Here is a 14,112-nt window from a genome sequence, read left to right on the forward strand (position 1 = left end):
CTTAGGAGATAAAATTATGTGGTATTTCGCATGGATTCTCGGCATTTTGATGGCCTGTTTCGCTGGTGTACTCAGTGCACTGTATATTGAAAATCATCAAGACCTGGATGAGAAATAAGAGATGACAGACGCTGCAGTTGAACAAGTAAAGATAGAAAAAAAATCTAACCCTTTTGCAATGGTGATTTCTTGCCTATTGGCTTTTCCACTCGCAGCGGTGTTGCTGGTTCATCCTGCTGCAATGCTGGATGCCAACGGGGAATATAGCCACCGCGCCATGATGTTTATCATGATCGGCATTTCAGGCGGTTTTATTCACGGGGTTGGCTTTATCCCTCAGCACTGGTTCTGGAAATGGCTATTTAGTCCGTTTCTGGCTTGGCCGTTAATGCTATGGGGTTATTACACCTGGTTTCTTAATTAGGTATTAAACAACCAAAAACAAAGCCCTCATTTGAGGGCTTTTTGTTCTTTATTTCTTTTGTGAAACACAGCCTGTTTCATAGGTAGTTCCCAAATCCTGAAGGGATTGAGTAAACTGATTATCCAGTGTACTCACAAACCGGAATTCATCCTGCGCTGTCGCAAGATGCAGATTCTGTTCTGATAGATACTTTAACTGCTTTAAACCGGTTGCATATTCACAGGCTTTAGCAATCATAAGTGCAGGATGCTCACGTCGGTCTACCGATGAGTTCAACACGGCAAGTTTTAGCTCTAACTCATCATATTTTTGTTTGGTTTGCGCCTTAAATTCAGCCTGACTCAGTGGTTTGGCCCAAGCTGAAACAGATAAGCCCAAAATTCCAATGGCTATAATTAATTTATGCATTTTCCCCTCAACAATAAAAATTACATACGATTTATCTAAGTTATTGAATATTTATAGCATAAAGCTACTTTTAATAAATACGAGCAATAAAAAAGCCAGAACTGGTCCGGCTTTGAAAACTTACTTCATTGAATTTTCTACCGATGAGTATGAATTGACATCACAATACCCATCCCTGCCAACATGGAAATTACGGCTGTACCACCATAACTCATCAATGGCAAAGGGTCACCCGTCACAGGTAAAATCCCACTGACCATGCCTGAGTTTAAAAATACAAAGAAGAAAAAAGTCAGTCCGATCGCACCGGCATACAAACGGCCAAAGTTATGAAAGCTATTCATGCCAATAATCAAACAGCGAATAATAATGGCCGTAAACAGGCTGAATAGCAGAAACACCCCGATAAAACCAAATTCTTCGGCATAAGTCGACATGATGAAGTCGGTATGATGTTCAGGTAAATAACCTAGATGAGACTGCGTACCTTGTGAGTAACCTTTCCCCATAACCCCACCCGAACCGATGGCAATTTTGGACTGGATAATGTTCCAGCCTGCGCCCAAGGCATCCGATTCTGGATCGAATAAAGTCAGAATCCGTTTCTTTTGATATTCCTGCAACAAGAACATCCACAGTAGCGGCACTGCAACGGCCAAAGCAGCAAAGGCTCCAGCAATTAAACGCCATGACATGCCACTTAAGAACAGTACAAAGATTCCGGGAATCACCAGACCAATATTTAGATCGGGTTGTAATGCCACCAGTACAAAAGGTACGCCTAAAATCACCAAGGCGCCGACAATATCTAGAAATTTTGGCGGGAAAGGTTTACGGGCAAAGTACCAGGCCATCATCAGTGGCATGGCAAACTTCATCACCTCACTCGGCTGCATACTCCCCACACCCGGCAACGTAATCCAGCGGGTTGCCCCAAGACGCTTTTCACCAATCACAAAGACCAGCAGCAGCATAAAGATACCGAACATATAAAAATATGGACTGGCAGCCTGATAGACCTTGGGTGGTACTTGGGCACAGATAAACATTACCACAAAACCCACACCAAAACTGATCGCCTGGCGAATCACCATCCCCGAATCTTCAGAGGTGGCACTGTAAACCACCATCAGACCCAAGATCGCATTTAAAATCAGGAAACAAAGCAGCCATGGATCAAGGTGCAACTTGGTCCATCGGGAGGCATTCTGGGGATTAATACTACGTCCATCGCGTGCGGACTGCCGCAAAAAACGATACTGCTGTGAAGGGATCATTGGCCCACGGGTAGAAAATTCATGATGGCAAAATTATAAGTTAAAGTGCTCCGGAATAAATCGCCATTGACCGATTTATTCCATTTTTATTGCAATATATTTAGCGCTGGACAGCCAGAATCAACTTCGCCAGTTCCAGATCATCTGGATAGGTAATTTTAATATTATCGGAACGCCCCTGTACTACTTGGACGGGTTCATCTATATGTTCCAGTGCACTGGCTTCATCGGTAATGGTAGCACCATCTGCGAGTGCCTGCTGAATCGCACGCTTCAAAGTTCCAAGTTTCGCCATTTGTGGTGTTTGCGCCTGCCATAATGTCGAACGATCTACTGTCATTTCAATACCATAATCCTTTACGACACGTTTTAAGGTATCCCGTACCGGAATGGCCAGAATCGCAGCCTGATCAGTTTGAATTGCTGTATTGACCAGATCAATCAGGGAGCTTTGACTCACACAAGGACGGGCTGCATCATGCACCAAAACCCAATCCTCTTCTGAAGCAATCTCAGATAAATATTCCAAGGCATTTAGTACAGAGTTGACGCGCTCTGCACCGCCCAAGCAAAAATGTGCTTTATCCAGATGAGAAAGTGGCAGAGTCTTGGCAACATCATCCTGTGCACCAATCGCAAGGACATAACCTGCTAATGGCAATTGATTCAGACGGGAAACCGTGTGTTCAAGAACGGTCCGTTCCTGAATCATCTGGTATTGTTTAAGTTCGGTTTTGGAAAATCGGCTACCGGAACCTGCAGCTGGTAAAATGACCCACAATTTATGGTGTTGTTGGAACATCAGCTGATTCATTGGTTCTCAGGTCTACTTTATTCGGATTAAGATAAATCGGTTTATATTGAGTACTAATAGTGCTCATTTGCACAAAGGTTTCATGCGGCTTGATCAAACCTAGATCGAGACGGGCATGCTCTTCGATGGCTTCAATACCATTCTTCAAATCATAAACTTCTGCGGCCAGAACGCGATTACGTTCTTTCAGTTCTTCATTCAATTCTACTTGTTGCTGAATTTTCTGGGTCAATGCCTGATGGTCATTATAACCACCCTCACCGAACCAGTATAAATATTGAAACCCTGCGATCAAAACGATCGCAAGGCCCAACAGTACTTTACTCATCAAGGAGTCGAATACATTTAACATTGACATAAGTCGCTTAGTTCAAACCTTTGAACTCAGCTTTACCGCGATATGCAGCTTGAGTCAATTCTTCGATACGAAGTAATTGGTTATATTTCGCTACACGGTCAGAACGGCAAAGTGAACCAGTCTTGATTTGACCTGCTGCTGTACCTACTGCAAGATCTGCAATAGTAGAATCTTCAGTTTCGCCTGAACGGTGAGAGATTACAGTAGAGTAACCATTTGCTTTCGCAAGGTAGATTGCATCTAAAGTTTCAGTCAATGTACCGATCTGGTTGTACTTGATCAGGATTGAGTTACCTACTTTCTCGTTGATACCGCGTTGAAGAATCTTAGGATTCGTAACGAACAGGTCATCACCCACCAACTGGATTTTATCGCCAAGGATAGAAGTCAGGTAAGACCAGCCTTCCCAGTCAGATTCGTCCAGACCATCTTCAATCGAGATGATAGGGTATTGATTTACCAGACCTGCAAGGTAGTCAGCAAACTGGTTGCTTGTGAACGATTTGTTGCCTTCACCAGCCAGGATATATTGACCATCTTTGTAGAATTCTGAAGATGCACAGTCAAGCGCAAGCATAATATCAGAACCAGCTTTGTAACCAGTTTGCTCGATTGCAGACAGGATCACAGTAATAGCTTCTTCGTTAGAACGAAGGTTTGGCGCAAAACCACCTTCATCACCAACTGCAGTGTTCAAACCTTGTTTCTTCAAAACTGATTTTAAAGAATGGAAGATTTCAGCACCCGCACGTAACGCTTCAGAAAATGAAGTGAAACCTACAGGCTCAATCATGAATTCCTGAATATCAACAGTGTTGTCTGCGTGAGCACCACCGTTCAGGATGTTCATCATTGGAACAGGCATAGTCAAAATCTTTTGACCACGGAGATCTGCGATGTATTGGTAAAGCGGCGTTTTCTTTTCTTCAGCAGCAGCACGCGCAGCAGCAAGAGATACCGCCAAAGTTGCGTTTGCACCTAATTTTTCTTTGTTTTCAGTACCGTCTAAAGCGATCATCGTATTGTCGATGTCTTTTTGTTCGAATACTGATTTACCCACTAACGCATCACGAATCAGAGTGTTTACGTTGTTAACCGCAGTTTTAACACCTTTACCTAGGTAACGTGCTTTATCGCCATCACGAAGTTCTAAAGCTTCACGAGAACCAGTTGAAGCACCAGATGGTGCACATGCACGGCCAACTACGCCAGATGCCAGGATAACGTCTGCTTCGATGGTTGGGTTACCACGAGAGTCCAAAATTTCACGTGCACGAATGTCAACGATTTGGCTCATGAACAATTCCTCAGTTGATTAATAACAGGATGCTTAAAACTGCATCAATGGGTATCTAATTTTTCAAATCCTTTCACTAGAGTATCCAGCTCTTTTAATTGAGCCAGGAATGGTTCTAGTTGAGATAAACGTAAGGCACAAGGACCATCACATTTTGCCACATCCGGATTTGGATGAGCTTCCAGGAACAAACCTGCAAGACCAGTAGCCATACCGGCACGCGCCAGTGTAGTAATCTGCGCACGACGACCACCGGCAGAGTCAGCACGACCGCCTGGAGTTTGTAATGCATGTGTTACATCAAAGAATACTGGCACGTTCATTTCTTTCATGATGTCGAAGCCCAGCATGTCTACAACCAGATTGTTGTAACCAAAAGCAGAACCACGCTCACAAAGAATCAGCTTGTCATTCCCTGCTTCCAGGCACTTATGCAAAATGTGGCGCATTTCGTGCGGAGCAAGGAACTGGGCTTTCTTGATGTTGATAATGGCATCAGTTTTTGCCATCGCTTCAACCAGGTCAGTCTGACGACTTAAGAATGCAGGTAGCTGGATAATGTCAGCAACTTCTGCCACAGGAGCAGCCTGATACGGCTCATGTACATCAGTGATAATTGGCACATTAAAATGTTTTTTAATGTCGGCTAACCACTCGATTCCTTTTTCCAGGCCAGGCCCACGGAATGAGTTCAGGCTTGAACGGTTGGCTTTGTCAAAACTTGCTTTAAAGACATATGGAATATCTAAACGTTTGCAGATATCAACATAAGTCTCTGCAATTTCAAAAGCTAAGTCTTTCGACTCAAGTACGTTCATGCCGCCGAATAGTACAAATGGCAAGTGGTTTGCCATTTGTATATCGCCTAAACGTACAATTTCTTGTGGTTTTAATTGTGACATTTAAACTTCCTAGTTGTGTCTTAAACTCGCATTATTTAGTTTTTTGGTACTGTTTTTTCGCAGCATCAATGAAACCGGCAAATAATGGATGTCCATCACGTGGCGAGCTGGTAAATTCCGGGTGGAATTGTACTGCAATAAACCAAGGATGTGCAGGAATTTCAACAGTTTCTACCAGGTGTTGCACTGGAGAATAACCAGAAATCTTCATGCCTTTTTCTTCCAGCACTGGGATATAACGGTTGTTCATCTCGTAACGGTGACGGTGACGTTCGATAATTTCATCCGAACCATACACTTCAGCAGTCTTGGTACCCGGTACCAGTTCAGACTTCTGTGCACCTAGACGCATGGTACCGCCAAGATCAGAATCTACTGAACGCTGTTGAACTTCACCGCGCTCATCTAACCATTCAGTGATCAGACCAATCAATGGAGATTTGGTTGAACGGTTGAATTCTGTTGAAGTCGCATCAGTGATACCCGCCACATTACGTGCATATTCGATCACTGCAAGCTGCATACCCAAGCAGATGCCCAGGAATGGAACACCGTTTTCACGTGCAAAACGAATTGCTTTCATTTTGCCTTCAGTACCACGTTCACCAAAACCGCCTGGTACCAGAATCGCATCCGCATCTTTCAATACTTCATTGACATCTTGGCTTTCAAGTTCTTCAGCATTGACATAGTCGATCTGAACTTTCACACGGTTTTGAATACCGGCATGTAAAAGTGCTTCATTCACAGACTTGTAGGCATCCGGAAGTTCAACATATTTACCAACCATTGCCACACGAACGGTGTATTCAGGGTTCAGTAAAGCTTCTACCACATTATCCCAGTCAGACAGGTCTGCTTCTGGAAGATTGTCATAGCCAAAACGTTCACAGATGAGATCGTCAACGTTCTGTTCATAGAAAGTACGTGGAATCTGGTAGATCGTACGTGCATCTTTACACACGACTACTGCACGCGCTTCTACGTTAGTGAACAAGGCAATTTTACGCGTCGTATCTGCATCAACATCATGTTCAGTACGGCAGATCAAAATGTCTGGTTGAATACCAATAGACAGAAGTTCTTTTACTGAGTGTTGAGTCGGTTTAGTTTTTAATTCTGCTGCAGACTTAATGTATGGGAGTAACGTTAAGTGCATCAGCATCGTACGCTTATGACCAAGTTCAACCATTAACTGACGTACAGATTCCATGAATGGGAGAGATTCAATGTCACCTACAGTACCGCCGATCTCAACGATCGCAACGTCATAACCTTCGCCAGCGCGAAGTACACGTTCTTTGATGTTGTCAGTAATGTGTGGAATAACTTGTACAGTACCACCCAGGTAGTCACCACGGCGTTCTTTATTCAGAACATCCTGGTAAACACGGCCTGATGTAAAGTTATTCAGTTTGGTCATTTTCGCACGACGCAAGAAACGTTCGTAGTAACCCAAGTCTAAGTCTGTTTCAGCACCGTCTTCTGTAACAAAAACTTCACCGTGCTGGAATGGGCTCATAGTCCCTGGATCGACATTAATGTATGGATCCATTTTTACCATGGTCACTTTTAAACCACGGGCTTCTAAAAGTGCAGCAACAGAAGCAGCTGAAATACCTTTACCTAGTGATGAAACAACACCACCAGTCACGAAAATAAAATGGGTCATTGGGTTTCTCGTACAATCGAGCCTAAATCGGCCTGCAATGTTGCGCAATTTTACTTTACCTTGTACCAATAAAGCAAAGTCAATCCGCATCAAATCAAAGAACAATAAACAATTGACTATTCTAACAGCAATTCCTGAAAAAAATTACAGTAAGTTCATATGATTTATATATTGCATTTTGCTGCTATAATAGGAACATTCACACCCTACACTATTCTGTTTGATGCAATGATGATGAAGAAACTTTTAATCTGTACCCTGATCCTGACTGGCCTTACACTGACTGGTTGTGTAAAAAAAGAAGCTCCAAAAGAAGAAGAACAAACCGAAGTTACTCCAGCATCTGAAGTGGTTGCTCCGGAACCTGTACAACTTGAGCCTGTTGAACCATTAGAATCAACACCAGTTGAACCGGTTGAAGAAGCACCAGCAGCACCGACTGTTGAAATCCAGCGCGAACAAACTGCGAATACTACGACTGAAATTCGCCGTGAAGTTAAAAAACCGGAACCTGCTCAATCAGAGCCTGCGCCTGCAGCTGAAACAAATTCAAGCACTGAGCAGCCTGCAAAACCTGCAGCAACACCAGCCGCTCCTAAAAACAACTCATCTTCTGCAAATAAGTCTGAAGATGATGCAGTTGCAGATGCAATTGCTGCTGCTATGCCAGCACTTGAAAACTAATATAATCCTTCATCAAAAAAACCCAGCTTATGCTGGGTTTTTTATGGTTTAAAAATCTCTTTCAAGCTGCCGTTGGAGTATCGGAAAGTTGCAGTAAATAATCTGCCATCAGACGAGTGGCCCATGATTCTGTCTGCATTAAGCCCTGATAAAAGCCACAATGGCTACCTTTTTTAGTGGTAACGACCACAATATTTGGCATGGCTCGAATGACATCCTTATACGGTTCCAGATTCTGGATATGACAGACCGGGTCATCTTCCGAATTCAAAATCATCAATGGAATTTTGACATTTTCAAATACATAAATTGGATTGGTGGCCTTGGTATAACTTTCATAATCTGAAAAGCCTGCCAGCTCATAGTAGCGCTGTTCAAATTCAGACAAGTCTTTCACCTCAAGCAATTGCTTCCATGAAGGATAAATCTGCCAGGTTTCCTGATAAGGATGGATAAAACGTTTGATCAGTTTTTTAGCCATGACTTTGCTATAAAACGGATGTACATAGGCAAAACCGGTTTCGGTATTATAGCCTGGGCATAAGGCAAAGGCTGCTTTGAGTGGGGTTTGCTCGCCCTCTTCACCCAAGTAGCGAACCAACAGTCCTGTCCCCGCAGAGGAACCCACACCATAGAGATCGGATTGAGGAAACTTGTCCTGAATATAGAGCAACTGTTCACGCAGATCTTGGGTTGAACCAAACAAGTTCATTTTTGGCACAGGCATTGGCAGGTCAGCATGACCACGGCGCAAACACAGAGCAACACGCCAGCCTGTATATTTATGTAGGTCACGCACCAGCTCCCGCATGGATTCCGGAGAGCCGGTAATGGTATGCAATAGCACAATGGTAGGTGTACTTGGCGGTAAATCTAAACCATACCAGGCAATGCCAGTAATGCCGCCATCGGACATATTCAGCTGCTCAAGCACATCATATTGCAGCTTAATCGTGCGTTTTTTTATCAAGTCCAGATATAGAATGTGCGCATGCGCATTCGATAACCACGGTGTTGGACGATATTTCTGTTTTAAAAGTGGTAAACGTTCAATCACACCAGAAAATAAACCATTCGGATTATAATAAAGTGTTGGAAGATCTGCTCCGCTAAAGCGGTCCAGATATTCACTTGAAAGTTGACTCATTTTTTTAAGCCACATTTTCATCTGTATTCCCCTCTAGTTTTCTATCAGTGATGTACAAACTTCATGCCGACTTGAATCAATTGTAGGAAATTAAGTATTAGCCTGATAAGCCTGAATCCGCTGGCCCATTTCTATAGCTAAGGCTTCAAGTCCAGATTTTGGTCGTATCATTACTTCAAAATCAATGATCTGACCTTCATCATTGAACTGAATCATGTCGATTCCCTTAAGTTTCTTATCGCCGACATTGGCGGAGAACTCAAGTACAACATTGTTACCATCTTCACTAAGAAATTCGCGGTGATAACTAAAGTTTTCAAAGACCTGAACCACATTGGTCAAGATAAAAAATACAACCTGTTTCCCGGGATAAGGATGAAAAGCCACGGGTGAGCGGAATACGACATCGTCCGCGAGGAGTTCATTCAATATGGACATGTCACGTGTTTCCAACATTTCATGCCAACGCATAATTGCAGTTTGGGTTGTTTGTAGTGTCATTATTATTTCCTTTTTGTTGTAAAGTCCCCCTTTGCAAATAGGGGGATTTAGGGGGATTCTGGTGTTTTAGAATAGAATCCTCTCCCTAACCCTCTCCTTTAACAAAGGAGAGGGAACAATCAACTTTCTTTCATGACAATTTCGCATGAAAGCAAAAACTGTCATCTTTTAAGTTTTATCAATTAAATCACCGCAGCCAATTCAGCACCCTGACGGATTGCACGTTTAGCATCCAGCTCACCTGCTTCTTTCGCACCACCAATGAGATGCACGTTTTTACCGGCAGCTTTCAGTTCATCAAACATGGCAGTATAAGATTCCTGACCAGCACAGATAATGACATTATCTACGTCTAACACTGCAGGTTGATCATTTACCATCACATGCAGACCTTGATCATCAATTTTTTCATAGCTTGCACCAGCAATCATTTTGACATTACGATGCTTTAAGCCAGCACGGTGAATCCAGCCTGTGGTTTTACCCAGACTTGAACCGACAGAAGCTGCTTTACGCTGCAATAAATAAATTTCACGTTCAGGCTGTTCTACATTGGCGGTCTTAAGTCCACCGACATTTTCATAGTTAGTATCGATTCCCCATTCATCATAGAATTTTTCCGGATTGACGCTACCACTTTCGGTCCCATGACTGAGCATCTCAGCCGTATCAAAGCCAATACCCCCTGCACCAATAATCGCTACACGCTGGCCGACTGGTTTACGCTCTCTTAGTACCTCCAGATAAGACAATACTTTAGGATGATCAATTCCAGGAATATCGAGCTGACGCGGTGTCACCCCAGTGGCAACCACAATGTCATCAAATTCGGCTGAAATCAGCTGATCAAAGGTCGCGGTGCAATTTAATTTCAATTGAATACGGGGTTGCAATTCAATCTGACGTTTGAAATAACGCAAGGTTTCATAAAACTCTTCCTTACCTGGAATGGTCTTCGCAATATTAAATTGCCCACCAATCTGCGCTGAAGCTTCAAATACTGTTACATGATGACCACGACCTGCTGCATAGATGGCAAAGCTTAAACCCGCTGGTCCTGCACCAATCACTGCAATATTTTTCGCTACATTGGTTTCTTTAAAGATCAGTTCAGTTTCATAACACGCGCGTGGATTCACCAGACAGGTAGCAATTTTCATCGAGAAAATATGATCCAGACAGGCCTGATTACAACCGATACAGGTATTAATTTCATCACTACGGCCCTGTTCTGCTTTTAAGACAAACTCAGAGTCTGCCAGCATTGGACGTGCCATTGACACCATATCGGCATCGCCTGTAGCCAGGACATATTCTGCCATTTCCGGCGTATTAATACGGTTAGAGGTAATAAGAGGAATACTCACCTGACCTTTTAGCTTGCGCGTAACCCAAGTAAAGGCCGCACGTGGCACTTTGGTAGCAATGGTCGGAATACGCGCTTCATGCCAGCCAATACCGGTATTAATAATCGTCGCGCCCGCTTTCTCAATGGCTTTGGCCAGTTGGATTACTTCTTCTAGAGTTGAACCGCCTTCAACCAGATCCAGCATGGAAAGACGATAGATAATAATAAAATTCTCACCGACCATTTCACGGGTACGGCGTACAATTTCAATCGGGAAACGGATACGGTTTTCATAACTACCACCCCATTCATCATCACGATGATTGGTACGCGCTGCGATGAACTCATTGATCAGGTAACCTTCTGAACCCATGATTTCGACACCGTCATAACCGGCGTATTGAGCCAGTCTGGCACAGTTGGCAAAGTCATCAATGGTTTGCTGCACTTCAGCAGAGCTTAAAGCATGCGGTTTGACTGGATTAATCGGTGCCTGAATTGGAGACGGCGCGACATTTTCCGCCTGATAAGAGTAACGGCCGGTATGCAGGATCTGCATGGCAATTTTCCCGCCAGCCTCATGCACGGCTTGAGTAATGATTTTATGCTTTTCAGCTTCTTCAATCGTGTCGAGCTTGGAACCGCCCTGAAAAGTGACGCCATGATCATTCGGTGAGATACCACCTGTCACAATTAATGCTACGCCACCCTTGGCGCGTTCTGCATAAAAGGCAGCCATCCGATTATAACCACCTGGTGCTTCTTCTAAGCCCACATGCATAGAGCCCATCAAGACACGGTTTTTAAGCGTGGTAAAACCTAGGTCCAGTGGGGCAAGTAAATTCGGATATTTAGACATTTCAACTCCCTAGCGTGCAGATGTGCTGGCTATTTTTATTCAGGCTGACTGATTTATTTCCATCAAGCATCAGCCTTATGCAACTTGTTGCACTAATTTATAGTGCAGAATTGATTTTTATGCAACATGTTGCATAATAATCCCGAGTCACTTTTTTGAGACGTTTATGTCTTTATCACATGTTTTACTCACCAGCCTGATTGAGAAACCGAGCACCGGCATTGAACTGGCACGCCGTTTTGACCGCTCCATGGGCTTCTTCTGGAATGCCACCCATCAGCAGATCTATCGTGAACTAAATGCCATGCTGCAAAAAGGCTGGATTTCGACCATAGAAGAGGAAGATTCTCATAGCCGTAAAAAAACCTATCAGGTAGAACGACTCGGCCGGGAAGAACTGGCTAACTGGATGCTGGAGCATAGCTCTCCTGCACAGCTTCGTGAAGAATTGATGGTTCGTCTGCGTGCAGAAGCCCAACTTGGCGGCAACAGCACCTTACCTGAACTGGAACGACATCTAGAAATACATAAAGAAAAGCTTAAAACCTATCAGCATATTTTCGCCAAAGACTTTGCTCAAGCTGACGAAAATGACCGAACCCTGTATATTCATAAAATGATTCTGCAACTGGGTATTGATCAGGAACTGGACTGGATTGCCTGGCTGGAACAGGTCATTCCCAGACTTAAACAATTCGATGTAGAAAAATTATAAATACGGAGATATGCATGCCCTTCTACACCATGGCAGATGGCGAACAGTTATTTGTACGTGAATACGGTCAGGGTCAACCTGTACTAGTCTTATCAGGTCTGGGCATGTTGAGCTGGCAATGGGCAGCTTTTCTCTATCCACATCAGAAAAACTTCCGCTTTATTATTCCTGAATGGCGCGGTTTTGGGGCGTCTAGTCACTGCAAAATCCCGCAAGACCTGGATGCGATTTCCAGTCACTGGCTTGATGTTCAGTCGGTGATCCAGCAGCTCAATTTAGATCAATTCATTGTAATTGCTTACTCTATGGGCGCAACCACTACCATGCATGGCTTGTGCTATGGGAACTTTGCCAAACACATAGCAGCTTATTTGCATATTGACCAAACACCGAAGATTCCGGTCGATGATGCCTGGGCATTTGGACTTTTTGGTCCACGCCATCAGGAATTTATTGAAATTTTGCAGCAGCTTTCAACATTACTTGCAGAACATCAGCATATTGAACTCATTCGGGATCTGGATAATTCAGTACGACAGCAGATTGCAGCATTATGGCTGCGCTTTATCCAGCTACAAAATGATCGTCCAGCCAGTTTGAAAGTATTTAAGTTCATCATGAATCAACCTCGTCTGCAAAGCCTGCTCCTGCCTTCTAGCCGGGTGGATTATATGACGTGGTACATCAATAATTATTTATATCATCAGGAAGATTATCGTGAAGCTCTGGCGAAGCTTACTTGTCCGGTGACTTTCTTTAGCGGTGTGCAGTCCAAACTCTATCCTGTTGAAGGTCAGCGCCTAATTGCCCAAAGCCTGCCTCAGGCTAAACAGGTATTTTTCACGAAATCTGGCCATACCCCCTTACTGACCGAACCACTCAAATTTGCCAGGGAGCTCGATACCTTTCTAAAAGAAAATTCTCAATACAGTTCTTCAGCGGCCTAAAGATTCAGGAGAAGAAATCATGAAAAAACTGGTGGTGTTTTCAGGTGCTGGCATGAGTGCGGAAAGTGGGATCAACACCTTCCGTGATAGTGATGGGCTTTGGGAACAGTATCGTATAGAAGAAGTGGCGACACCCGAAGCTTGGGCTAAAAATCCGGAACTGGTGCAACGCTTTTATAATGCCCGACGTAAAAATATTCTGGAAGCACAGCCAAACGCAGCTCATCAACTCATTGCCGAACTTGAAGATGATTTTGATGTCCATGTGATTACCCAGAATATTGATGATCTGCATGAACGTGCTGGAAGCTCCAAGGTTATTCACCTGCATGGCAATATCCGCCTAGCCAAAACCTCAGGCCCGAATTGCCAGTACACCACCGAGTTTTATCCGATTGAAGGGTCTGAATTAGATTTAACTAAACACTTCTGTAAGGAGGGCTATCCATTACGTCCACATGTGGTCTGGTTTGGCGAAGCCGTACCTGCTTATGAAGAAGCACAAGATTGTGTACAGGATACTGATATTTTTGTGGTCATTGGAACCAGTCTGCAAGTATATCCAGTTGCTGGCTTAATCCATGAGATTCCAGCTCACTGTACAGCTTACTATATTGATCCTAAAGCAGATCAACAGCACTTACCTGCTCAGTTTCACAAGATTTCCCAGACGGCCACAGAAGGCATGAAAACCTTACTTAAATTACTTGAGTCCGAGATCTAGTCATCATTCAAAATTCGTATTCTATAGTTGACAGT

16 protein-coding genes are annotated in these 14,112 nt (G+C 43.6%); 6 read left to right on the forward strand and 10 right to left on the reverse strand.

The window, feature by feature from the left end; all coding sequences use genetic code 11:
• The first annotated feature begins 16 nt into the window (after positions 1-16).
• Together cydX and O4M77_RS08045 are read left to right on the forward strand one after the other, a co-directional pair.
• On the forward strand, positions 17-118 hold the full coding sequence (cydX, locus tag O4M77_RS08040) for a cytochrome bd-I oxidase subunit CydX (protein WP_004783742.1): 102 nt from the start codon (positions 17-19) through the stop codon (positions 116-118).
• Between the two features lie 3 nt (positions 119-121).
• Positions 122-424, forward strand: coding sequence for a cyd operon YbgE family protein (locus O4M77_RS08045; protein WP_159123153.1), 303 nt, complete (start codon positions 122-124; stop codon positions 422-424).
• 48 nt (positions 425-472) lie between these two features.
• Here O4M77_RS08045 and O4M77_RS08050 read toward each other — a convergent pair whose 3' ends face one another.
• The 7 genes from O4M77_RS08050 to O4M77_RS08080 form a co-directional block, all read right to left on the reverse strand.
• Positions 473-832, reverse strand: coding sequence for a hypothetical protein (locus O4M77_RS08050; RefSeq protein WP_227607366.1), 360 nt, complete (start codon positions 830-832; stop codon positions 473-475).
• Positions 833-969: 137 nt separating this feature from the next.
• On the reverse strand, positions 970-2,109 hold the full coding sequence (gene rodA / locus O4M77_RS08055) for a rod shape-determining protein RodA (RefSeq protein WP_166134868.1): 1,140 nt from the start codon (positions 2,107-2,109) through the stop codon (positions 970-972).
• A 100-nt stretch (positions 2,110-2,209) separates the two neighbouring features.
• Entirely contained in the window at positions 2,210-2,923 is a 714-nt protein-coding gene (ispD, locus tag O4M77_RS08060; RefSeq protein ID WP_180138781.1) for a 2-C-methyl-D-erythritol 4-phosphate cytidylyltransferase, read from the reverse strand.
• On the reverse strand, positions 2,892-3,281 hold the full coding sequence (locus O4M77_RS08065; RefSeq protein WP_004783752.1) for a septum formation initiator family protein: 390 nt from the start codon (positions 3,279-3,281) through the stop codon (positions 2,892-2,894). Before O4M77_RS08065 ends, ispD begins: the two co-directional genes overlap by 32 nt.
• A gap of 7 nt (positions 3,282-3,288) precedes the next feature.
• On the reverse strand, positions 3,289-4,578 hold the full coding sequence (gene eno / locus O4M77_RS08070) for a phosphopyruvate hydratase (protein ID WP_034171067.1): 1,290 nt from the start codon (positions 4,576-4,578) through the stop codon (positions 3,289-3,291).
• Positions 4,579-4,622: 44 nt separating this feature from the next.
• On the reverse strand, positions 4,623-5,480 hold the full coding sequence (gene kdsA / locus O4M77_RS08075; protein WP_004783756.1) for a 3-deoxy-8-phosphooctulonate synthase: 858 nt from the start codon (positions 5,478-5,480) through the stop codon (positions 4,623-4,625).
• Positions 5,481-5,511: 31 nt separating this feature from the next.
• Positions 5,512-7,152 carry a CTP synthase gene (locus tag O4M77_RS08080; protein ID WP_104426986.1) on the reverse strand — a complete coding sequence of 547 codons (1,641 nt, stop codon included), beginning with the start codon at positions 7,150-7,152 and terminating at the stop codon, positions 5,512-5,514.
• A 228-nt stretch (positions 7,153-7,380) separates the two neighbouring features.
• Between O4M77_RS08080 and O4M77_RS08085 the strand changes: the two genes are divergently transcribed.
• A complete protein-coding gene (locus tag O4M77_RS08085; RefSeq protein WP_373684945.1) occupies positions 7,381-7,836 on the forward strand; it encodes a hypothetical protein in 456 nt (151 codons plus the stop codon).
• 61 nt (positions 7,837-7,897) lie between these two features.
• Here O4M77_RS08085 and O4M77_RS08090 read toward each other — a convergent pair whose 3' ends face one another.
• From O4M77_RS08090 to O4M77_RS08100, 3 genes are all read right to left on the reverse strand, one after another.
• Positions 7,898-9,004, reverse strand: coding sequence for a YheT family hydrolase (locus O4M77_RS08090; protein WP_166134882.1), 1,107 nt, complete (start codon positions 9,002-9,004; stop codon positions 7,898-7,900).
• Positions 9,005-9,073: 69 nt separating this feature from the next.
• A complete protein-coding gene (locus tag O4M77_RS08095; protein WP_034171064.1) occupies positions 9,074-9,484 on the reverse strand; it encodes a nuclear transport factor 2 family protein in 411 nt (136 codons plus the stop codon).
• Positions 9,485-9,666: 182 nt separating this feature from the next.
• Positions 9,667-11,691, reverse strand: coding sequence for an NADPH-dependent 2,4-dienoyl-CoA reductase (locus O4M77_RS08100; protein ID WP_179993003.1), 2,025 nt, complete (start codon positions 11,689-11,691; stop codon positions 9,667-9,669).
• Between the two features lie 166 nt (positions 11,692-11,857).
• On the opposite strand from O4M77_RS08100, the gene O4M77_RS08105 reads away from it, so the two are divergent.
• Genes O4M77_RS08105 through O4M77_RS08115 form a run of 3 tightly spaced genes read left to right on the forward strand, consistent with a single transcriptional unit; the run spans position 11,858 to position 14,077 of the window.
• On the forward strand, positions 11,858-12,406 hold the full coding sequence (locus tag O4M77_RS08105; RefSeq protein ID WP_323713302.1) for a PadR family transcriptional regulator: 549 nt from the start codon (positions 11,858-11,860) through the stop codon (positions 12,404-12,406).
• A gap of 14 nt (positions 12,407-12,420) precedes the next feature.
• A complete protein-coding gene (locus tag O4M77_RS08110; protein ID WP_166134893.1) occupies positions 12,421-13,353 on the forward strand; it encodes an alpha/beta fold hydrolase in 933 nt (310 codons plus the stop codon).
• Positions 13,354-13,372: 19 nt separating this feature from the next.
• Positions 13,373-14,077, forward strand: coding sequence for an NAD-dependent deacylase (locus O4M77_RS08115; RefSeq protein ID WP_323713303.1), 705 nt, complete (start codon positions 13,373-13,375; stop codon positions 14,075-14,077).
• The last annotated feature ends 35 nt before the right edge of the window (positions 14,078-14,112 follow it).

Origin of the sequence: Acinetobacter sp. YWS30-1 (assembly GCF_033558715.1) — a bacterium.
GTDB lineage: Bacteria > Pseudomonadota > Gammaproteobacteria > Pseudomonadales > Moraxellaceae > Acinetobacter.

Coding starts and splice junctions, on each gene's coding strand:
- cydX (WP_004783742.1), top strand. CDS start 17: ATGTGGTATTTCGCATGGATTCTCGGCATTTTGATGGCCTGTTTCGCT.
- O4M77_RS08045 (WP_159123153.1), top strand. CDS start 122: ATGACAGACGCTGCAGTTGAACAAGTAAAGATAGAAAAAAAATCTAAC.
- O4M77_RS08050 (WP_227607366.1), bottom strand. CDS start 832: ATGCATAAATTAATTATAGCCATTGGAATTTTGGGCTTATCTGTTTCA.
- rodA (WP_166134868.1), bottom strand. CDS start 2,109: ATGATCCCTTCACAGCAGTATCGTTTTTTGCGGCAGTCCGCACGCGAT.
- ispD (WP_180138781.1), bottom strand. CDS start 2,923: ATGAATCAGCTGATGTTCCAACAACACCATAAATTGTGGGTCATTTTA.
- O4M77_RS08065 (WP_004783752.1), bottom strand. CDS start 3,281: ATGTCAATGTTAAATGTATTCGACTCCTTGATGAGTAAAGTACTGTTG.
- eno (WP_034171067.1), bottom strand. CDS start 4,578: ATGAGCCAAATCGTTGACATTCGTGCACGTGAAATTTTGGACTCTCGT.
- kdsA (WP_004783756.1), bottom strand. CDS start 5,480: ATGTCACAATTAAAACCACAAGAAATTGTACGTTTAGGCGATATACAA.
- O4M77_RS08080 (WP_104426986.1), bottom strand. CDS start 7,152: ATGACCCATTTTATTTTCGTGACTGGTGGTGTTGTTTCATCACTAGGT.
- O4M77_RS08085 (WP_373684945.1), top strand. CDS start 7,381: ATGATGATGAAGAAACTTTTAATCTGTACCCTGATCCTGACTGGCCTT.
- O4M77_RS08090 (WP_166134882.1), bottom strand. CDS start 9,004: ATGAAAATGTGGCTTAAAAAAATGAGTCAACTTTCAAGTGAATATCTG.
- O4M77_RS08095 (WP_034171064.1), bottom strand. CDS start 9,484: ATGACACTACAAACAACCCAAACTGCAATTATGCGTTGGCATGAAATG.
- O4M77_RS08100 (WP_179993003.1), bottom strand. CDS start 11,691: ATGTCTAAATATCCGAATTTACTTGCCCCACTGGACCTAGGTTTTACC.
- O4M77_RS08105 (WP_323713302.1), top strand. CDS start 11,858: ATGTCTTTATCACATGTTTTACTCACCAGCCTGATTGAGAAACCGAGC.
- O4M77_RS08110 (WP_166134893.1), top strand. CDS start 12,421: ATGCCCTTCTACACCATGGCAGATGGCGAACAGTTATTTGTACGTGAA.
- O4M77_RS08115 (WP_323713303.1), top strand. CDS start 13,373: ATGAAAAAACTGGTGGTGTTTTCAGGTGCTGGCATGAGTGCGGAAAGT.